Origin of the sequence: Microbispora rosea (genome assembly GCF_900156315.1) — a bacterium.
GTDB lineage: Bacteria > Actinomycetota > Actinomycetes > Streptosporangiales > Streptosporangiaceae > Microbispora > Microbispora rosea.
This window is the reverse complement of record NZ_FTNI01000041.1, coordinates 1-18761: the sequence shown is the minus strand read 5'-3', so window position 1 is coordinate 18761 and position 18761 is coordinate 1. Positions and strand designations below refer to the sequence as shown.

Sequence of the window (18761 nt, the reverse complement as noted above, 5' to 3'; positions counted from 1 at the left end):
CCAGTTCGATGGCCACGACAGCTCACCCGGAGGTGAATTCCGACGCGTGAACCGCAACGAGGACGTCGTTCCTCGCCGCCTCCGGATCGGGACGCTCGGCCGGCGTCCTCCCGGCCGTTCCCGCGGCCTGATCCGTCACCACAATCGCCTTCATCCGGCACCTCGGTGTATCCAGTCTTTGCCTGCGCGGCATGTACGATCCAGCCAAAACTGGACGAACTGGTCCAGATTAGTACGGATGCGGAGTCGTTGTGCCCGGTGAGCGGCGAGCGCCTGGCGGCGATCAAAGAGGTCGATATGCCTGCGAGCGGGTTGTGCGCTCGATGGTCGATGGGACGCCTCAAGGGACATCAACGGTCAACCGAACTGGACTAAATCGTCCAAACCGGTGTCGTGCGTCTCCTCCGGCACCACGGCCTCCAGCCACCCTCCACTAGCTGCCGCTGACTGCGACCGAGAAAGGCCCCGGCACCCACATGATCAACCGCGGTGCCGGGTGCGGCCCGGCCTCTCCGCTTTCCGGTAAACGTCCGAGCGGCCGCGGGTGTCCCGCCCAGAGGCGCCTACGAACGAGAGGCGGGGATTCCTTGGTGTTCCGCCCAAGACGTGGATCGGCTGTGGCGACCTGTCGAGATAGGACAATCACCTCTTTCCCGGCTCTTTCCGCCTCGTATGGTCCACTGGCCAGGAGGGGGGAGGATGCGCCTGCACGACCACTTCTCCATCACGTTCCGCATCACCCTGTTCACCGGGGTGACGGCGGCCTTTCTGTGTGCGCTGCTGGCCCTGTCCATCATGATGGGTGTCCATCACTACGCCAGCGACGACACCACAGGGGAGATCACGGCGGCGGGTGGCCGCGTGGCCGTCCAGCTTGAGCGGGGGGAACTGACCTACCCGCTCGACGTGTACAAGAGTCGCGATCTCCAGGTGGTCGACCCCTCCGGCGCTGTGGTCGCCTCGACCGCGAACATGCGGGGCAAGCCGAGAATGGCGCTGTTCTTTCCGCCGGACACCAGGAACAGCGTGACCCGTACCGTGTGCAGCGGCGACTTCCCGACCCCCGGATGCCACGTCGTCGTGGCGCAGTGGGCGCACCGCAGCAGCGGCCGATGGCTGGTCTACAGCGCGGCCCCGGAGGTGCCGCCATGGGTCGATCCCTGGCTGGCCGCGCTGGTGGGAGTGAGTGCCGCGGCGCTGGCCGCGGCCATCACCTATCTGGGCTACCGAGACGTGCGCGCATCGCTCAGGCCGATGGACGCCATCCGCGCGGAACTGGACGAGATCAACGAGACCTGCCCCGGCCGCCGGGTGCCGATGCCGCCCGCGGACGACGAGATCCGGGCGATGGCCGACAGCGTCAACCGTACGCTGAGCCGGCTGGACAGCGCGCTGCAGCAGGTGCAGAGCGCGCTGCGACACCAGCGCCAGTTCGTCTCCAACGCCTCCCACGATCTGCGCACTCCGATAGCCGCCATGCGCGCCGAGGTGGAGGACGGCCTCCTCGCGCCGGAGGAGACCAGCGTGCGCCAGCTTGGTGCGGTCCTCCTGCCCAGTCTCGACCGGCTGCAGGCGATCGTGCACGACCTGCTGACCCTCGACCGGCTGGAGCAGGGCGCGTGCGGCGAACAGTGCAGGGTCGATCTGGCCGTGCTCGTGGCCGCGGAGCTGCGGAACCGCCGGCCCAAGGCCAAGCGTCTCGATTGCGCCATCAAGCCCGGGGTCGTCGTGATCGGCGACAGGGTGCGTCTCGCCCGGCTGCTGACCAGCCTTCTCGACAACGCCGAACGGCATGCCAGGACGACGGTCACCGTGTCCGTACGGCACGAACCCGGCGAGGATCATGACACCGCGGTGCTGGAGGTCAGCGACGACGGGCCGGGCATCGACCGGGACAAGCGCGAGATGGTGTTCGACCGGTTCACCCGGGTGGACACGGCGCGCAGCAGGAACGCGGGGGGCGCGGGGCTGGGTCTGGCGATCGCCCGGCAGATCGCGGAGGCCCACGGAGGCAGCCTGACAATCGAGGACAGCCCCGTCGGCGCCCGCTTCGTCCTGCGCCTCCCGGCCGTTCCCGATGCGGAGACGACGGCTTCGACCGGCGACAGCGTCTCTCCGTGAAACGACGAGGTCATGTCTCCGGAGTGACCGGCTGGAGGCCGAAGACCCTGGCGGCGTTGTCGTGGCAGACGGCGCGCAGCCACCCGTCCCCGAGGTCCAGGCCGGCGAGGGCCGACAGCGCCTCGGCGTACGGGTAAGGGATGTTGGGAAAGTCGGTGCCGAGCAGGACACGGTCCTGAAGCTCCAGCAGCAGCGGGACGGCCTCCAGGGGGAAGGGCGCGGTCTCCTCGGTGAAGCCGGTGAAGGCCATCGTCGTGTCCAGGCAGACCGCCGGGTGACGCAGGGCCAGGGCGAGGAACTCGGCATACTCGGGAGTGCCCATGTGGGCGATCACGAGCGGCAGCCGGGGATGCCGGGAGAGCAGGGCCGCGATCGGTTCCGGCCCGGTGTGCGGCCCGGGGGCCGGGCCCGACCCGCAGTGCGTGACCACCGGGATGCCGTGGTCCTCCAGCAGCCCCCAGACATCGTCGAGCAGCGGGTCGTTCGGGTCGTACGCGCCGACCTGGAGGTGCGCCTTGAACACCCGGGCGCCCCGCTCGATGGCCCGCGCGACGTACCGCCCGGCGCCGGGCTCGGGGAAGAACGTCGCCGTGTGCAGGCAGCCGGGCACCCGGGCGGCGAAATCGGCGGCCCAGTCGTTCAGCCACTCCGCCATGCCGGGCTTGTGGGGATAGAGCATGGAGGTGAACGCCCGCACGCCGAAGGCCCTGAGCCGTTCGACGCGGTCGTCCTCGGGCAGCCGGTAGGCGATGGGCCAGGCCCGGCCGACCAGCGGCCCGGCCGAGTCGAAGTACGCCCACACCTTGGTCAGGACGCGTTCCGGCATGAAGTGCGTGTGGACGTCGATCAGGCCGGGCAGGCCCAGTCTCCGCCAGAACGCGTTCACGTATCGGATGTCGTCGTCTGCGGTGAGTATCTCGTCCGGCATGACCTCACACGTTATCCGCCTCCCGCGGCGAGGTAGCGCGCGGCCAGCGCACGCAGGTGGGCGCGCAGCTCGGGAGGGTCGAGCACGGTGAAGGGCACGTCGAGCGCGGTGAGGAAGGCCGTCAGGTTGCGGAGCGAGTCGCCGCCGGTCTCCAGCACACAGGCGTCCGCGCCCTCGGCGCGCAGCAGCCCGGCCGCGGGGGTGAGCCGCGCGCCCACGACCTCGACGGGCGCGTGCAGCCGTACGACGGCCCGGTGCCGCCAGGCGGCCGAGCCCGCCCCGCGTACGACGTGGGCGGCGGCGTCGCCCTCGGGCGGTTCACGCGGGGTGAAGCGGGGGCCGTTCGGGACGCGGAGCCGCACGCGGTCGGCGCGGAAGGTCCGCCAGTCGGCGCGGTCGACGTCCCAGGCCAGCAGATACCAGCGCCGGCCGGTGAAGACGAGCCGATGCGGCTCGACGGTGCGGCGTCCCTCGTGCCCCCGGTGGTCGAGGTAGTCGAACCGCAGCGTCTCGTGGTCGCGGACGGCCGCGGCGATCGAGGTCAGCGTCTCGGGGTCCACCGTGGGACCGTGCCTCGGCACGGCGACCGTCGCGGCGCGCACGGCCTCGATCCGGTGGCGCAGCCGGGACGGCAGCATCCGCTGAAGCTTGGCGAGCGCGCGCAGCGAGGTCTCCTCGATGCCGGTCACGGTGCTGCCCGCGGCGGCCTGCAGGCTGACGACCACCGCGACGACCTCCTCGTCGTCCAGCAGCAGCGGGGGCAGCGAGGACCCCGCGCCCAGCCGGTATCCGCCGGCCGTGCCGGTGGCCGAGCGGATCTCGTATCCCAGGTGGCGCAGCCGTTCGACGTCGTTGCGCACGGTCCTGGTGGTCACGCCGAGCCGGTCCGCGAGGTCGGCGCCGGACCATCCGGGCCGGGTCTGGAGCAGCGCCAGCAACCGCAGCAGCCGTACGGAGGTTTCCAGCATGGTCACAGTCTCCCGCGCATTGCGGAACCGTATGTTCCTCAAGCCCTCCTAGCGTTTGTCTCCGAGGAAGGGAGCACGAAATGTTGCGTGGACTGACGACCGTGAACTTCTGGGCCGACGACGTCGAGGAGGCGACGCGGTGGTACGCCGAGGTGCTCGGCGTGGAGGCGTACTTCGAGCGCAGGGGGCCGGACGGGCGGCTCGCCTACGCCGAGTTCCGCCTCGGCGACCATCGGCACGAACTCGGGTTCATCGACCGGCGCTACGCGCCGCACCCGACGGCCGAACCGGCCGGAGCCGTCGTCTACTGGCACGTGGACGACCTCACGGCGGTGCTGGACAGACTGCTGTCGATGGGCGCCAAACAGCACGAGGTGCCGACGGAGCGCGGTCCCGGGTTCGTCACCGCCTCGGTCGCCGACCCGTTCGGCAACATCCTCGGGATCATGTACAACGCCCACTACCTGGAGGTCCTCGAAGGCCGCGGCTGAAAGTTGCAGCGCCGTGCGCGGCCCATCAGGCGCGTACGGCCTGCCGCGCCCCGCGTCCGTTGACCGGCCGACCGCCGATACGGACGATCACGTCATCGGGGCCGTCGACCGACACGACGGCGCCGCCACCGCCCACGCCGATCCCGTGCGAGCCGCGTCGGGGTCGGTGACCGTGCGGATCTACAACGACGTCATCACCACGCCGTCGCCGTCCCCACAGACGATCAACTGCCGGGTGGACTACCGGCAGGTCACCTGGACGGGCGGGATGACCGCGACCATCGAGCTCACCAACACCAGCACCACGCCCGTACGGGACTGGCGGCTCATGTTCCTGTTCACCAATCCCGGGCAGGCGGTGTCCTTGGGATGGTCGGCCACCTGGTCCCAGACCGGCTCCGAGGTGACCGCGGTGGCTCCCTCCTGGGGCACCGACATTGCTCCCGGTCAGACAGTGCACCTCGGCTTCAACGGCTCCTACTCCGGGGGCGGTTCCAACCCGATGCAGTGGCGACTCAACGGCGAGCCCTGCACCGTGAGGATCATCACGACGTGAGGTGACGTCGTCGGCACGGCACGGGGAAGCCCGTGCGTTCAGCCGAGGCCGGCGTATTGGCGGGGGCGCAGGGCCTGGGCGCGCAGCGCCGCCAGCGCGGCGCGCCGCCCGGCGTCAGTGAGCCGCCACGGCGGGGCGCCCGTCACACGCGTCTCGGCTTCACGGCCGGCGCTCCCGGGCGCTCGGCCCGGACCATCCAGGCCCAGGGCGTCGAGGCGGTGGCGGAGCCGGGCGAGCGGACCGGTGAGGTCGGCGCCGCCGACCCGGCCGCCGTCCGTCGCGCGCCAGCCCTCGCCGTTGACCACCTCGGCGACCCGGTCGCGCAGGTCGCCGTCCCGCACCGCGTCGCCGTCCACCAGGATCATCAGCGCCGACTCGCGGATGGAGACCTCGAAGTCGTGCTCCCCGGGGGCGGGGACGAGCAGGGTGGGCGCCGCCGCGTCCCACATGGCGGCGCGGTCGTCCAGCAGGTTCCTGCCGGTGGTGGTGAGCACCAGCCTCCGGCCGCTGCGCCGCAGCGCCCCGAGATCGTGCACGGCGATCTGCCGCAGCTCGGTGAGAGCGGGCACGTCGGCCTCGCCGCGTACGGCCCCCGACCTGGTCCGATTGCCCCAGCCGAACCGGTCGGCCGCCTCGGCGGCCACGGCACGCCCGACGTTGAGCCGCTCGGTCAGCCGGACCCCGGTGCGGGCCAGGCCGAGTAGCCAGCGCAGCGGTTCCAGGTGCGGCTCGTCCGGAGCCGCGATGGGGGCGTGCAGCCGCACCTCGAAGGGCTGGGCGAGCTCGCGGCGGGCGGTGCCGCGTCCGAGCACCCAGCGGTTCAGCCGCTCGCCGTGGACCCGGTGCAGCCAGCAGTCGCCGCCCAGCTCCGGGCGGGGCGCGGTGAGCCACCGGCGGGTCAGCTCCTCGCGGTCCACCGGGTCGCCGGTCACGATGGCCAGCTCCAGGGCGGCCGCGCAGGCGACGTGCGCCCCGAGCTCCTCCGGCCCCATGATCGAGCTCCACGACAGCTCGGCGACGTCCGGGGGCAGCACTCCGGTGGCCTCGAGCTCCCGATGGTAGGCCGCGGCTCCGGCCTCCTCGCCCTCCCTGACGTACGTCAGCAGGATCCGGACGGTGGCCGGGGAGTCGCACAGGGCGGCGTAACGCTCCATGCCCGCGAGCCGCAGCAGCCGGCCGAGAGCCCTGGCGATGGTCGTCTGGTCGCCCGGCACCTTGATCGGCAGCGTGTACCAGAGGAACTCGCACACATCGAACTGACTGATGGTCTCCAGCGCCTCGCCGCCGGCGAGCCACTCGACCGCGACGCGGGCGGACTCGGCGATGTCCGGCTCGGAGCGCTCCAGCTGGGCGAGGAGCGCGGCGACGTCAGGTGCGGGCATGACCCGCAGTCTGCCGTATCGACCCCATCGTTGACGACGACCGGGCATCACTCGCGACCACCCCCCCTCTGGGTGCACCCTAGGGCGCACAGTACGCGCCCAACGATACGGGGGGGTCAGATCCACGAGTCGAACAGCATCCTCGCGTGCCAGGAGTCGTACGAGATGGACTCGGCGGCGATCACGGGATAGAGCCAGCCGAAGTTGACCAGGGCCAGGAGCACGAACGCCCCGACCACGGCCGTGCCGACCACGCGCCGGTTGGGCCGGGCAGGGTCCTCTCTGCCGATGATCAATCCGCACGCCAGCACGAGTGCCAGGATCATGAACGGCACCATCGGCATCGCGTAGAACATGAACATCGTCCGGTTGTCCGCGACGGCGAAGTAGAACCACGGCAGCCATCCGGCGGCGTAGCCGAGCAGCACCGCGCCCGCCCGCCAGTCGCGGGTCGCGACATACCAGGCGATCATGCCGATCAGCGCGAGCAGACCGGCGTACCAGATGATCGGCGTCCCGGTGCCGAGGACCGCCCAGGAGCAGGAGGCGGCGCCGCAGTTCTTCGGCGACTCGTAGAAGAACGCCACCGGGCGCAGCAGCAGCGGCCACTGCCACGGCTCGGACTGGTACGGGTGGGTCGCCTCCAGGCCCGTGTGGAAGCTGAACACCTGCTTCTGGTAGTCGAACCACGAGCGGAGCGAGTCGATGACGAAGTAGACCGGGCCGCTCGATGTGGCCTGGTCCCAGTTGCGGCCGTAGCCCTTGTCGGTGACGAACCATCCCGTGAACGACACGATGTAGGTGACGATCGGGACGGCCGCCATCCACGCCGCGGCGAGCGGAAGGTCGCGGCGGATGACCGTTCCGTACGGCCGGGGCGTGCCGACGGCCCGCCGGGCGCCCACGTCCCACAGCAGCGTCATGATCGCGAAGGCGGCGATGTAGAAGCCGCCGGTCCACTTGGTCGCCATGGCCAGGCCGAGGCACAGCCCGGCGGCCAGGCGCCAGGGCCGCAGGCCCAGCCGCGGCCCGTCCGCGGGCGACCCCGCCTCGTGCCACGCGGCGAGGCGGCTGCGGGACCAGTCCCGGTCGGCCACGAGGCAGGCGAACCCGGCGAGCACCCAGAACATCAGGAAGATGTCCAGCAGCGCCGTGCGGGACAGCACGAAGTGGAGGGCGTCGAGAGACAGCAGCAGGCCGGCCGCGCAGCCGAGCAGCGTCGAGCGGGTCATCCTGCGGGCCGTGCGGGCGAGGATCAGGATGGACAGCGTGCCGAGCAGCGCGGCGACGAAGCGCCAGCCGAACGGGTTCGCTCCGAAGATCAACTCGCCGAGGCCGATCAGCCACTTGCCGACCGGCGGGTGCACCACGTAGGAGGCGCACTCGCTCACCGAGCCGCACTGCTTGAAGATGTTCTCGTTGCCGGAGAGCAGGAGCTTGTCCGCGCCGTCGACGAACTGCCGCTCGACGCCGTACTTGATGGTGGCGAAGGCGTCCTTGACGTAATACGTCTCGTCGAAGACGACGGAGTGCGGCGTGCCCAGGCGGTAGAACCGCAGGAATCCGCCGAAGAGGGCGACCAGGATGGGGCCGAGCCAGCCCCACATGGCGCTGCCGGGCATGGGCGGCACGAGCCGGTCGCGCAGGGAAACCGCGGGAGCGTTCTCCTGTGGTCCCTCTTCCGGCTGCTCGAACGCCTTGTGAGAATAGTCGGTCACGGCCACGCGGACAGATTACTGGTGAGTCCCCGCCTAGGACACGGGTCGCGCGCGGATTCGGTCATCTGGCCGTTCGTCGATGAATGTTTCACGCCCGCCATAGGGTGGACGGATGCTCGTTCTCGCCGGAGCCCCGATCGGCCAGCCCAAAGACGCCTCCCCACGGCTGCGCGAAGTGCTCGCCGCGGCCGACGTGATCGCCGCGGAGGACACCCGCCGGCTGCGGCGGCTCGCGGCCGACCTGGAGATCGCCATCGGCGGCCGCGTGGTGTCCTACTACGACGCCAACGAGAGCGCGCGGGCCGCCGAGTTGCTGGAGGCGCTGCGCGAGGGCCGGACCGTCGTCGTGATCACCGACGCGGGGATGCCGGGCGTCTCGGACCCCGGCTATCGGCTCACCCGCCTCGCTGTCGAGGCCGGCCTGCCCGTGACGGCGTTGCCCGGTCCGTCGGCGGTGACGACCGCCCTCGCCGTCTCCGGCCTGCCGAGCGACCGGTTCTGCTTCGAGGGGTTCCCGCCGCGCAAGCCGGGGGAGCGGTCCAGGCGGCTGGCGGCGCTGGCGGCCGAGGAGCGCACGATGGTGTTCTTCGAGGCGCCGCACCGCCTGCACGCGACTCTGGCGGCGATGGCGGAGGCCTTCGGCGCGCAGCGGCCCGCCGCCGTCTGCCGTGAGCTCACCAAGACCTACGAGGAGGTGCGGCGCGGCGGCCTCGGCGAGCTGGCCGAATGGGCCGCGGGCGAGGTCAGGGGCGAGATCACGCTGGTGGTGGCGGGACGGACCGCCGAGGAGGCCGCGCCGGGTATCGAGGAACTGGTCGAGGAGGTGGCCAGGCGCGAGGGCCTGGGTGTGTCGCGCAAGCAGGCCATCACCGAGGTGGCCAAGTCGGCCGGCGTCCCCAAGCGCGACCTCTACAACGCCGTCCACGCCACCCCACCGTCGTGATCTTGTAGTTTGTCGCACCGGTGATCACGGAGGCTGGCCGCCCAGGTCAGCGGCCGCGCCTGCGACTGACTACAAGATCACGCGCGGTGATGGCGGCGGCGAGGCAGGCGAGGGGGGCGGCGGGCAGCAGGTAGCGGTAGTCGAACTCGGCCGTCGCCGCCGGGGCCAGGATCAGCCCCACCGCCCCCAGCCAGGGCAGCAGCGCGGGCCCGCCGAGGTCGCGCCAGCGCCGCGCCAGGCCGTAGAGGCCGAACAACAGCAGCATGCCCAGCACGAGGCCCGGCAGCCGTACGACCTTCTGGTAGCCGATCATGATGTCCGACCACGGCGAGACCACGTGCGTCGCGGCAGGGCCGTTCTCGTACGCCTCGGCGTCCTTGTCCGTGGTGCTGTGGTAGGAGCTCCACTTGGGCAGTTTGCGGGTGTACTCGTTGTCGAACTCGTACTGCAGGAAGGTCTTCGCGTCGGGGAACCGCGGACGGCCCCACTGGAAGGCGCGGAAGAAGTCCTTGGCCACCGCGGCCAGGTAGTCGCCCGGCTGGGCCAGGATCGCCTTCTTCGCGAAGGCGCTCGCGTTCGTGTTGATCTCGGGGGTGAACTTCATGCCCGAGCCGAAGACGTGGAGCTGGTTCTGGTCGTCCCACCACAGGTACGCCTGGGCGGACAGGCCGCGGTCCTTGGGCGCGACGTTGATGCACAGCAGCGCCAGCTCCAGCTCGCGGCGCTCGTCGATGTCCATCTTGTGGCAGTCGGCGAACAGCGACGTCCTCATGTAGAGGATCACTCCGTCGCTGTTGGTCATCGCGAACTGGCCGTTCACCGCCTTGAACCAGCCCATGTAGGCCAGCACGGGCAGCGCGCACGCGGCGACCATGGCGGCGATCGGCTTCCAGCCCGCCCGCTTGATCACCAGGTAGGCCACGACCAGGGCGAGGATGGGCAGGCCGATGCTCCGGGTCAGCGCCGTCAGCGCGAGCAGCAGCCCGACCACGGCGCCGCTCCGCCAGGTCATCCGCTCCCGCCACAGCACGAGCGTCACCACGCCCACGACGAGCAGGATGAACATGGTGTCCGACATGATCAGCTGTTCGAGCTGGATCTGGTAGGCGTCGAACATCACGGGGGCGGCGGCCAGCGTCGCCCCCCAGCCTGGCATCCCAAATCTTCTGGTCAGCAGCGCATAAATAAGGAACGCCGCCGCGAGGCCCATGAGGTGCTGGGTCAACACCACGAGCGAGAAACTGTGGAACGGCTTGAGCAGCAGCAGCCAGAAGCTGTACCCGTCCGGGCGGATCGGGTGCGGACGCGGGCGCAGCGCCACGGACACGTAGTCGTAGGAGTCGTTGAACCACATGGCGGGGCCGAAGCCCAGCATCGTGACGATCCGCAGCACGAAGGCGACGCCGAGCGTGGCCGCGAAGATCCGGTGCCGGCGCAGCAGGGCGAGCGGACGGTCCCAGCCGCCCGCCGGGGAGACGTTCACCGATGGAGGATCCGCGATCGCGACCATCAAAGTCGCGCGGATTCGACCGCCTGCTTCAACCGGCGGGTGAGTCCGCGCTTCCTCCCCTCGAGTTTCGCCGATGCCTTCCATGGGACAGCCGCGGGCGTGTGACGAAGGACGACCGCGCCGTCCGGGCGGAGTTCCGGCACGTCACCTGCGGGCATACCCCGCACGCCGGCGTGGCCGGCGCGCTGAGAACTCTCCGGGCCGGGCTCGTCCTCTGCGACGCCGCTTGGCCGGCGACGCGGGGAGCCCGCCGCTCCAGCGGTGGGTGGAGTCACGGTTACAGAATGCCAGCCGTTTCACGGACTTGACTCGGGCGCTACGGGGAAGCGGGCATCATTGGTGTCCTGCCGTCATATGCGAGGAGTTGCGACGTGGAACTTACCGTTGTCATGCCATGCCTCAATGAGGCCGAGACCGTTGAGATCTGTGTTCGCAAGGCTCTCACCTGCATGCGCGAGAACGGGATCGACGGCGAGGTGGTGATCGCCGACAACGGCAGCACCGACGGCTCGCAACAGCTGGCCCGCGATGCGGGCGCCCGGGTTGTCCATATTGACGAGAAGGGTTACGGCAACGCCCTGATCGGCGGCATCCGGGCCGCTCGCGGCAAGTACGTCATCATGGGCGATGCCGACGACTCCTACGACTTCACGAGCCTGATGCCCTTCGTCGAGCAGCTCCGGGACGGCGCCGAGCTGGTCATGGGCAACCGGTTCCGCGGCGGCATCGCACCGGGGGCCATGCCCCCGCTCCACCGCTACCTGGGCAACCCGGTCCTGTCGTTCATCGGCCGGCTGTTCTTCCCCAGCGCGATCGGCGACTTCCACTGTGGACTGCGCGGCTTCCGCCGCGACTCGATCCTGCGGCTGGGACTCCAGACCGGTGGCATGGAGTTCGCGTCCGAGATGGTCGTGAAGGCGACCCTGCAGGGGCTCGACGTCCGCGAGGTGCCCACCACCCTGTCGCCCGACGGCCGCTCCCGCCCGCCGCACCTGCGCTCCTGGCGGGACGGCTGGCGTCACCTGCGCTTCCTGCTGCTTTACAGCCCGCGCTGGCTGTTCTTCATCCCGGGCCTGGTGCTGATGAGCCTCGGCCTCGTCGCCGGGGCCGCGCTGTCGTTCGGCCCGGTCTACATCGGCAAGCTCGCCTTCGACGTCGACACGCTTGTCGGCGCGTCCGCGATGGTGGTCAGCGGTTTCCAGGCCGTCTTGTTCGCGTTGTTCACCAAGGTGTACGCGGCCGAGGAGGGCTTCCTCCCCGAGGACCGGCGCATCCGGAGGCTGGTGGACGTCGTCACGCTGGAGAAGGGCCTGCTCGCGGGTGGCGCCCTGGCCGTGGCCGGTCTCGTCGGCCTGGTGGCCTCGCTCGCCCACTGGGGCGGCCGCGGCTTCGGCGAGCTGATCCCGGCCGAGTCGCTGCGCCTCGTCGTGCCGTCGGCGACCGCGTTCGTCATGAGCTTCCAGACGATCTTCGCGTCGCTGTTCATCAGCATCCTCGGCATCCGCCGTACGCGGGAGAACCCGGTCGACATTGCGGCGTCCGCCGCCGAGGAGGCCGCCGAGGCCGTCAGCCGCGAGTCCGAGACCACCGCCGACCGCGAGTCCGTGGCCTAGAGCGCCGCGCGGATCGCCCAGTCGAAGGCGACGCTGTGGCCCAGCCTGACCGGGGTCAGGTCGGTCTCCCCGGCGTCGTCGCCGTCGACCGCGACGTCGGCGTAGACGTCCTGGGCCCAGGTGACCAGGTCGTAGCCCGCCGGAGCGACGGTGACCGGCACTTCGACGAGGTCCTGGTATTCCCGGAAGGTTCCGGCCGGGGGGCTCTTCCTCCACCCGGCCGGCCGCAGTCTGTCGGTGGAGCTCGGGGGCGGGCTCGACACGGTCCACGCGTACCTCACGGATGAGGCGTTGCGTGAGGCCAACGACGGCCGGCCGGTGGAGCTGCGTGAGGAGCTGGGCGCCAAGGACCCGCTGGTCGAGCAGCTCATGCTCGCGCTGCACGGTGTCGTGCGGCGTTGGGAGCCCCCAGCCCGCACCTATGCGGACCACCTGACCGGGATGCTCGCCGCCCAGCTCGTGCACCGGCATCGCGCGGGCCGTGAGCGCCCGGGGCGCAGAACCCCGAGCGGCCTTTCGTCCCGGCGGATGACCAGGGTGAGGGAGCTGATGGAGCGGCGGCTCGCCGAACCGCTGCCGGTCGCGGATCTCGCCGCCGCGGCCTCATTGAGCGTCAGCCAGTTCACCCGGCAGTTCAAGGCCAGTACGGGCGAGTCGCCGCACCAGTACCTGCTGCGGTTGCGCCTGCAGCGGGCATGCCGCCTGCTCCGCACCGGGAACTCCTCCATCGGCGAGGTGGCGGTCAGCTGCGGCTTCTCCCACCGGGAACACCTCACCCGGGTGATGCGTGCTCGGCTGGGCACGACTCCGGCCGCCGTCCGCCGTGCGGGCTGACCTTCCCGGAGACGTCGCCCGCGTCCGCGGCGCGCGGCGTTTTAACCCGAGGAGTCATCTCCCCGGGGCCGATAGGATTCGCACATGGCGGCTACAGGTACGACTGCATCCGGGGAGTCGGCGTTCTACGTGACGACGCCGATTTACTACGTCAACGACGCCCCGCACCTGGGCCACGCCTACACGACCGTCGCGGGCGACGTGCTCACCCGCTGGCACCGTCAGCGCGGCGAGAAGGTGTGGTACCTCACGGGCACGGACGAGCACGGTCAGAAGATCATGCGTACGGCCGAGGCGAACGGCGTCTCACCGCAGGAGTGGTGCGACAAGCTCGTCGAGGAGGCCTGGAAGCCGCTCTGGGAGCACCTGCAGATCGCCAACGACGACTTCATCCGCACCACCGAGCCGCGCCACACCGACCGCGTGCAGGAGTTCGTGCAGGACCTGTACGACAAGGGCGAGATCTACAAGGGCGAGTACGAGGGCCCCTACTGCATCGGGTGCGAGGAGTACAAGTCTCCCGGCGACCTGCTGGAGGGCGACCTCTGCCCGATCCACAAGCGCCCGGTCGAGTGGCTGAGGGAGGAGAACTACTTCTTCCGGCTCTCCGCGTACGGCCCGCGCCTGTTGGAGCACTACGAGCAGAACCCCGACTTCATCCAGCCGGCCTCGGCGCGCAACGAGATCGTGCAGCTGGTGAAGCAGGGCCTGCAGGACCTGTCGATCTCGCGGTCGACCTTCGACTGGGGCGTCCCGGTCCCCTGGGATTCCAAGCACGTCATCTACGTGTGGATCGACGCGCTGCTCAACTACGCCACGGCCGTCGGGTACGGCTCGGACCAGGCGAAGTTCGACGCCACCTGGCCGGCGAACGTCCACCTGGTCGGCAAGGACATCCTCCGGTTCCACGCGGCGATCTGGCCGGCCATGCTGATGGCCAACAACCTGCCGCTGCCGCGCAAGATCTTCGCCAACGGCTGGCTTCTGGTCAGCGGCGAGAAGATGAGCAAGTCCAACCTCACCGGCATCTCGCCGCGCGACCTCACGAGCCACTTCGGCGTGGACGCCTACCGCTACTACTTCCTGCGGGCGATCCCGTTCGGCCAGGACGGCTCGTTCTCCTGGGAGGACTTCTCCGCCCGTTACACCTCCGAGCTCGCCAACGACTTCGGCAACCTGGCGTCCCGGGTCGCGGCGATGATCGGCAAGTACTTCGACGGGGTGCTGCCGGAGGCGAAGGACGCGGGCCCGGCCGAGCAGGCGATCGCGGACGGCCTGGCCGCGGCGGTGGCCCAGGCCGACACCTTGATCGGTGACAACCTGGACTTCGCCGGCGGCATCGGCGCCATCTTCGACTTCGTCAAGCAGGTCAACGGCTACCTGAGCGAGCAGGCGCCGTGGAAGGTGGCCAAGGACGACTCGGCGGAGGGACAGGCGCGGCTCGCCACGATCCTCTACACCGCGGCCGAGTCGCTGCGCGCGATCGCGGTCCTGCTCCACCCGATCATGCCGACCACCGCCGAGAAGCTGTGGGCGTCCCTCGGGGCGGAGCCGCACCTGGGCGCGCTCGCGGACCAGCGGATCGCCGACCTCGCCACCTGGGGCCGGCTGCCCGCCGGGGCGCAGGTCGTCAAGGGCGAGATCCTCTTCCCGCGGCTGGAGAACGCCTGACCATGTCGCGTGAGCGTCCCGCGCCGCCCGAGGCGCTGCCGGCGGAGGTGTTCGACAGCCACTGCCACCTGGACATCATGGTCGGCAACCGGCAGGCGTCCTCGGGCGATCCCGTCGCGCTGGCGGCCCAGGCGGCCGGGGCGAGCGTCGAGTCGATCCTCGCCGAGGCGAAGTCGGTCGGCGTGACGCGGCTGGTGACCGTCGGATACGACCTGCCGTCGTCCCGGTGGAACGCCGAGGTGGCCGGCGGGCACCGGGACGTCTACGCGGCCGTGGCCATCCACCCCAACGAGGCGCACGCCTCCACGCCCGAGGTCCTCGCCGAGATCGAGGACCTCGCACGGCGGCCGCAGGTGCGGGCGGTGGGGGAGACCGGGCTCGACTACTTCCGCGACTGGGCGTCGAAGGACGACCAGCACGCCAGCTTCCGCGCGCACATCGAGATCGCCAAGCGGACCGGCAAGGCCCTGGTCATCCACGACCGCGACGCGCACGACGACGTGCTCGCCGTGCTCGCCGACCAGGGGGCTCCCGACGTGGTCGTCTTCCACAGCTTCTCGGGCGACGCCGAGATGGCCAAGCGGTGTGTGGACGCCGGTTACTTCATGTCGTTCTCCGGCCCGGTGACGTACAAGAACGCCGGATATCTGCGCGAGGCGGCGGCGGTCGCCCCGCCCGAGCTGATGCTGGTCGAGACCGACGCGCCCTACCTGCCGCCGACGCCGCACCGGGGCAAGCCCAACGCGCCCTACCTGATCCCGCTCACGCTCCGCTGCCTCGCGGAGGTCAAGGGCATGGACCTCGCCGATCTCGCCGCCCGGATCACGGTCAACGGCGAGACCGTCTTCGGCGCCTGGTAGCGCGGGAGACACTGGAGACATGAGTCTGCTCGGGCCGGTCGAAGTGCGTGCGCTCGCGGAGAAGCTGAACATCCGGCCGACGAAGAAGCTGGGGCAGAACTTCGTGATCGACGGCGGCACCGTCCGCCGGATCGTCCGGCTCGCCGGGGTCGAACCGCACGACGTGGCGATCGAGGTCGGGCCGGGGCTGGGCTCGCTCACCCTGGCCCTGCTCCCGGAGGTCGCCGAGGTCGTCGCCGTGGAGATCGACCCGGTGCTGGCGGAGCAGTTGCCGCTGACGGTGACCGAGCGGGCTCCCGAGGTGGCCGGCCGGTTGACCGTGGTGCACGCCGACGCCCTCAAGGTCGGGCCCGCCGAGCTCGGGACCGAGCCGACCGCGCTGGTCGCGAACCTGCCCTACAACGTGTCCGTGCCGGTCGTGCTGCACCTGCTGGAGGTGCTGCCGTCGCTGCGGCGCGGGCTGGTGATGGTGCAGTCGGAGGTCGCCGACCGGCTCGCCGCCACGCCGGGGTCGCGCATCTACGGCGTTCCCTCGGTGAAGGCCGCCTGGTATGCCGAGGTGCGCCGGGCCGGTCCGGTCGGGCGCAACGTCTTCTGGCCCGCGCCGAACGTCGACTCCGGCCTGGTCTCGTTCGTACGGCGGGAGCCGCCGGCGACGACGGCGACCCGCGAAGAGGTGTTCGCCGCCGTCGACGCGGCGTTCGCGCAGCGCCGCAAGACGCTGCGGGCCGCGCTCGCCTCCTGGGCCGGCACGGCGGCCGCCGCCGAGAAGGCCCTGCTCGGGGCCGGGGTCGACCCCTCGGCCCGCGGGGAGCAGTTGGGCGTCGAGGACTTCGCCCGCATCGCCGAGCAGCGGGCCGCGGCGACCTAGACGGTTCACATCGGCCGGCGGCCGAGGTAGGCCAGCAGCACGGCCACCGCGTCGGCGTCGTCGCCGGTCTCCAGCGCGGGAGCGTACGCGCCGTAGGCCCGGAGCGGTTCGACGATCCGGGAGGCGACCTCCATCAGGGGCAGGGCCATCTCCGGGGTGAGCGGCGAGGGCTGCCCCGTGGCCACGGCGATGTCCCAGGCGTGCACCGCCGCGTCCAGCGCACACGCGCCGGCCGCGAGCCACGCCGGCATGGGGCCCTGGGGGAGCGGCACCGGCACCTGCTCGGCGTCGTCGTCCACGGTCGCCCAAGCGCGGGCCGAGGCGTCCAGCGCGACGGCCAGGTGAGCCGCGGGGTCGCCCTCGATACGGCCGGAGGGCGAGAACGGGTCCTCCGAGGGCCACGGCCCACCGGTGATCGCGGCGGTGAAGGCCGTCTGGTCCCCGGTCGCGTGCTGCAGCACCTGGGTGACCGACCACTTCTCGCACGGGGTCGGGGCGTCCCACGCCTCGCCGCCGACGCCCGCGACGGCGTCGCGCAACGCGTCGTGCGCCTGGGTCAGCAGGGTCCGCCAGCTCGCCGTCGTGGTCTCGTTCATGGGATGCCCCTCTTCCTCATTAGAACGGAATGTTCTGTTCCGTTGCTCACCACTATAGCAGAACGGAATGCTCTGTTCCACTGCTACTGTGGCCGCATGCCGAAGCAGACGGACGACAGCGGTTCCGCCGGCCTCGCCGGACGGCGGGGCCGGGCCGCGCGCAACGACGCCGCCATCCTCGACGCCGCCAGGGAGGTCTTCCTGGCCGATCCCAAGGCGCCGGTGGCGGCCGTCGCGGAGCGGGCCGGGGTCGGAATGAGCGCGCTCTATCGGAGATATCCCGGCAAGGAGGACCTGCTGCGCAGGCTGTGCCACGACGGCCTGCGCCGCTGGATCGAGGAGGCGGAAGCGGTCGAGGCCGAGCCGGACGCGTGGAAGGCGCTCGTCGTCTTCCTCGAACGGATCGTCGACGCCGACGTGCACTCGCTCACGGTCCACCTCGCCGGCACCTTCACGCCGACCGAGGAGATGGGGCGTGACGCGCGGCGGGCCGCCGAGCTGATGGGCCGGCTGGTGGAGCGGGCCTACGCGGCCGGACTATTGCGCCGTGACCTGGTCGTAGACGACATCGGTCTCGTGCTGGAGGGGTGCGCCGCCGTACGCGTGCCCGACGCGGAGCGCACGCGCGAGCTGCGGCGGCGCTTCCTGGCGATGGTGCTCGCCGGTGTTGCCGGAGCCGGTGTCGCGGGAGCCGGTGTGACCGGGACCGGCGCGGACGCTCTCCCCGGCCCGGCTCCGGAGCCGGGCGAGCTGAACTGGCGGTGGCGGCGGCCGGGTCAGTCGGGCCGAGTTTGACGTGATCGACGGTGATCCCGTTCCATCGAAGGAGTGTGATTTACATCACACACAGGGCTTGTGTCGATCAGTGACGGTTTGTGACGGGGTCGCGTATGGCGGCCCATGTGATCAGCGAAAACGTGGCGGCCGCGGAGAGGGTGCGGGCGGCGGCGACGATCGCGATCCTGACGCGGTGATCAGACGGAAAACCACTGGGGCGGTCACTGCCAGCAAATCCTCAGATAGCTTTTAGTCGTCCTTTACTGACGGATGGGGCGCAGTGGCGCCCGACGATCAGACCAGGGAGTAGTAACTTGAAGCGCACCCTCACCCTCGGCGGCATCGCGGTCGGCCTCCTGGCCTCCGCCGTCGTCGCCGCCCCCGCCCACGCGGACTCCGTTCCGCACGACACCCTGGCCAGCACCAACTTCGCTGCCAAGCAGGTCGCCGCCTTCTGGTACGGCCAGAACAAGGCCAACCTGGTCAACGCGACGCCGTACGCGGTGGAGACCACGCTGCCCACCAAGCACGTCTCCTCGGGTGGCGCCTCCGCGGACAGCAAGGCCGGCGTGGTCGGCTCCAGCGGTGACAAGTCGGCTTCCTCCGGCACGTCGAAGAACGTGAACCTGCCGAAGACCACCGGCAAGGTGTTCTTCATCGGTGCCGACCACAAGCCGCACTGGTGCTCGGCGACCGCCGTGCAGAGCCAGTACAAGAACCTGGTGGCGACCGCCGGCCATTGCGTGTACGACACCAAGAGCAACAAGGCGACCCTCGACAAGTGGGTCTTCGTCCCCGGCTACTACCAGGGCAAGACTCCGTGGGGCATCTACGTGGGTAAGACCGCGTACACCCACTACGACTACGACGTCTATGAGGACGGCGACCGCGACTACGCGTTCGTGACCGTCTACAACGGCGT

At 70.6% G+C, this 18761-nt stretch carries 18 protein-coding genes; 11 read left to right on the top strand and 7 right to left on the bottom strand.

All coding sequences use genetic code 11. The annotated features are described in order from the left end of the window. Nucleotides 1–699: 699 nt before the first annotated feature. The gene (locus BXA11_RS37485; protein WP_076442387.1) at nt 700–2121 is read left to right on the top strand and encodes a sensor histidine kinase; all 1422 of its coding nucleotides are present in this window, start codon (nt 700–702) and stop codon (nt 2119–2121) included. Nucleotides 2122–2131: 10 nt separating this feature from the next. On the opposite strand, the gene BXA11_RS37480 is transcribed toward BXA11_RS37485, so the two are convergent. Together BXA11_RS37480 and BXA11_RS37475 are read right to left on the bottom strand one after the other, a co-directional pair. Further along, nucleotides 2132–3049, bottom strand: coding sequence for an amidohydrolase family protein (locus BXA11_RS37480; protein ID WP_076442385.1), 918 nt, complete (start codon nt 3047–3049; stop codon nt 2132–2134). A gap of 11 nt (nt 3050–3060) precedes the next feature. After that, nucleotides 3061–4017, bottom strand: coding sequence for a helix-turn-helix transcriptional regulator (locus BXA11_RS37475; protein ID WP_076442464.1), 957 nt, complete (start codon nt 4015–4017; stop codon nt 3061–3063). An 80-nt stretch (nt 4018–4097) separates the two neighbouring features. On the opposite strand from BXA11_RS37475, the gene BXA11_RS37470 reads away from it, so the two are divergent. Both BXA11_RS37470 and BXA11_RS37465 read left to right on the top strand, forming a co-directional pair. Further along, nucleotides 4098–4508, top strand: a complete 411-nt coding sequence (locus BXA11_RS37470; protein ID WP_076442383.1) for a VOC family protein — start codon at nt 4098–4100, stop codon at nt 4506–4508. Nucleotides 4509–4521: 13 nt separating this feature from the next. Next, on the top strand, nt 4522–5064 hold the full coding sequence (locus tag BXA11_RS37465) for a cellulose binding domain-containing protein (RefSeq protein WP_076442381.1): 543 nt from the start codon (nt 4522–4524) through the stop codon (nt 5062–5064). Between the two features lie 38 nt (nt 5065–5102). Here the strand turns inward: BXA11_RS37465 and BXA11_RS37460 are convergent, their stop codons facing one another. Together BXA11_RS37460 and BXA11_RS37455 are read right to left on the bottom strand one after the other, a co-directional pair. Beyond that, nucleotides 5103–6446, bottom strand: a complete 1344-nt coding sequence (locus BXA11_RS37460) for a hypothetical protein (protein WP_076442379.1) — start codon at nt 6444–6446, stop codon at nt 5103–5105. A gap of 116 nt (nt 6447–6562) precedes the next feature. Beyond that, the gene (locus BXA11_RS37455) at nt 6563–8170 is read right to left on the bottom strand and encodes a dolichyl-phosphate-mannose--protein mannosyltransferase (protein WP_030511396.1); all 1608 of its coding nucleotides are present in this window, start codon (nt 8168–8170) and stop codon (nt 6563–6565) included. 106 nt (nt 8171–8276) lie between these two features. Here BXA11_RS37455 and rsmI point away from each other — a divergent pair, with 106 nt between their 5' ends. Continuing rightward, nucleotides 8277–9107 (top strand): 16S rRNA (cytidine(1402)-2'-O)-methyltransferase, encoded by an 831-nt coding sequence (gene rsmI, locus BXA11_RS37450; protein WP_076442377.1) that lies wholly within the window; start codon nt 8277–8279, stop codon nt 9105–9107. 46 nt (nt 9108–9153) lie between these two features. Here rsmI and BXA11_RS37445 read toward each other — a convergent pair whose 3' ends face one another. Beyond that, nucleotides 9154–10590 (bottom strand): hypothetical protein, encoded by a 1437-nt coding sequence (locus BXA11_RS37445; protein WP_239105290.1) that lies wholly within the window; start codon nt 10588–10590, stop codon nt 9154–9156. A 398-nt stretch (nt 10591–10988) separates the two neighbouring features. On the opposite strand from BXA11_RS37445, the gene BXA11_RS37440 reads away from it, so the two are divergent. Then, the gene (locus tag BXA11_RS37440) at nt 10989–12230 is read left to right on the top strand and encodes a glycosyltransferase family 2 protein (RefSeq protein ID WP_063754704.1); all 1242 of its coding nucleotides are present in this window, start codon (nt 10989–10991) and stop codon (nt 12228–12230) included. On the opposite strand, the gene BXA11_RS43525 is transcribed toward BXA11_RS37440, so the two are convergent. Then, nucleotides 12227–12391: a hypothetical protein gene (locus BXA11_RS43525; RefSeq protein ID WP_159454902.1), complete on the bottom strand. Its 165-nt coding sequence runs from the start codon at nt 12389–12391 to the stop codon at nt 12227–12229. The genes BXA11_RS37440 and BXA11_RS43525 overlap by 4 nt on opposite strands. Between BXA11_RS43525 and BXA11_RS37435 the strand changes: the two genes are divergently transcribed. From BXA11_RS37435 to rsmA, 4 genes are all read left to right on the top strand, one after another. Further along, the gene (locus BXA11_RS37435) at nt 12381–13064 is read left to right on the top strand and encodes a helix-turn-helix domain-containing protein (RefSeq protein ID WP_083744859.1); all 684 of its coding nucleotides are present in this window, start codon (nt 12381–12383) and stop codon (nt 13062–13064) included. The genes BXA11_RS43525 and BXA11_RS37435 overlap by 11 nt on opposite strands. 84 nt (nt 13065–13148) lie before the next feature. Beyond that, on the top strand, nt 13149–14735 hold the full coding sequence (metG, locus tag BXA11_RS37430) for a methionine--tRNA ligase (protein ID WP_076442373.1): 1587 nt from the start codon (nt 13149–13151) through the stop codon (nt 14733–14735). Nucleotides 14736–14737: 2 nt separating this feature from the next. Beyond that, the gene (locus BXA11_RS37425) at nt 14738–15595 is read left to right on the top strand and encodes a TatD family hydrolase (protein WP_076442371.1); all 858 of its coding nucleotides are present in this window, start codon (nt 14738–14740) and stop codon (nt 15593–15595) included. 19 nt (nt 15596–15614) lie between these two features. Next, entirely contained in the window at nt 15615–16466 is an 852-nt protein-coding gene (gene rsmA / locus BXA11_RS37420) for a 16S rRNA (adenine(1518)-N(6)/adenine(1519)-N(6))-dimethyltransferase RsmA (RefSeq protein WP_076442369.1), read from the top strand. Nucleotides 16467–16471: 5 nt separating this feature from the next. Here rsmA and BXA11_RS37415 read toward each other — a convergent pair whose 3' ends face one another. After that, nucleotides 16472–17062, bottom strand: a complete 591-nt coding sequence (locus BXA11_RS37415) for a TIGR03086 family metal-binding protein (RefSeq protein ID WP_076442367.1) — start codon at nt 17060–17062, stop codon at nt 16472–16474. Between the two features lie 96 nt (nt 17063–17158). Here BXA11_RS37415 and BXA11_RS37410 point away from each other — a divergent pair, with 96 nt between their 5' ends. Together BXA11_RS37410 and BXA11_RS37405 are read left to right on the top strand one after the other, a co-directional pair. Continuing rightward, a complete protein-coding gene (locus BXA11_RS37410) occupies nt 17159–17857 on the top strand; it encodes a TetR/AcrR family transcriptional regulator (RefSeq protein ID WP_076442365.1) in 699 nt (232 codons plus the stop codon). Nucleotides 17858–18153: 296 nt separating this feature from the next. Then, nucleotides 18154–18761, top strand: a 608-nt coding sequence (locus tag BXA11_RS37405) for a trypsin-like serine peptidase (protein WP_425293415.1), incomplete at its 3' end; no start/stop codon positions are given.

Bases quoted from the DNA above. Each gene is read 5' to 3' on its own strand.
- BXA11_RS37480 (WP_076442385.1), bottom strand. From the start codon at position 3,049: ATGCCGGACGAGATACTCACCGCAGACGACGACATCCGATACGTGAAC.
- BXA11_RS37415 (WP_076442367.1), bottom strand. From the start codon at position 17,062: ATGAACGAGACCACGACGGCGAGCTGGCGGACCCTGCTGACCCAGGCG.
- BXA11_RS37470 (WP_076442383.1), top strand. From the start codon at position 4,098: ATGTTGCGTGGACTGACGACCGTGAACTTCTGGGCCGACGACGTCGAG.
- rsmA (WP_076442369.1), top strand. From the start codon at position 15,615: ATGAGTCTGCTCGGGCCGGTCGAAGTGCGTGCGCTCGCGGAGAAGCTG.
- BXA11_RS37410 (WP_076442365.1), top strand. From the start codon at position 17,159: ATGCCGAAGCAGACGGACGACAGCGGTTCCGCCGGCCTCGCCGGACGG.
- BXA11_RS37460 (WP_076442379.1), bottom strand. From the start codon at position 6,446: ATGCCCGCACCTGACGTCGCCGCGCTCCTCGCCCAGCTGGAGCGCTCC.
- BXA11_RS37485 (WP_076442387.1), top strand. From the start codon at position 700: ATGCGCCTGCACGACCACTTCTCCATCACGTTCCGCATCACCCTGTTC.
- metG (WP_076442373.1), top strand. From the start codon at position 13,149: ATGGCGGCTACAGGTACGACTGCATCCGGGGAGTCGGCGTTCTACGTG.
- BXA11_RS37475 (WP_076442464.1), bottom strand. From the start codon at position 4,017: ATGCTGGAAACCTCCGTACGGCTGCTGCGGTTGCTGGCGCTGCTCCAG.
- rsmI (WP_076442377.1), top strand. From the start codon at position 8,277: ATGCTCGTTCTCGCCGGAGCCCCGATCGGCCAGCCCAAAGACGCCTCC.
- BXA11_RS37425 (WP_076442371.1), top strand. From the start codon at position 14,738: ATGTCGCGTGAGCGTCCCGCGCCGCCCGAGGCGCTGCCGGCGGAGGTG.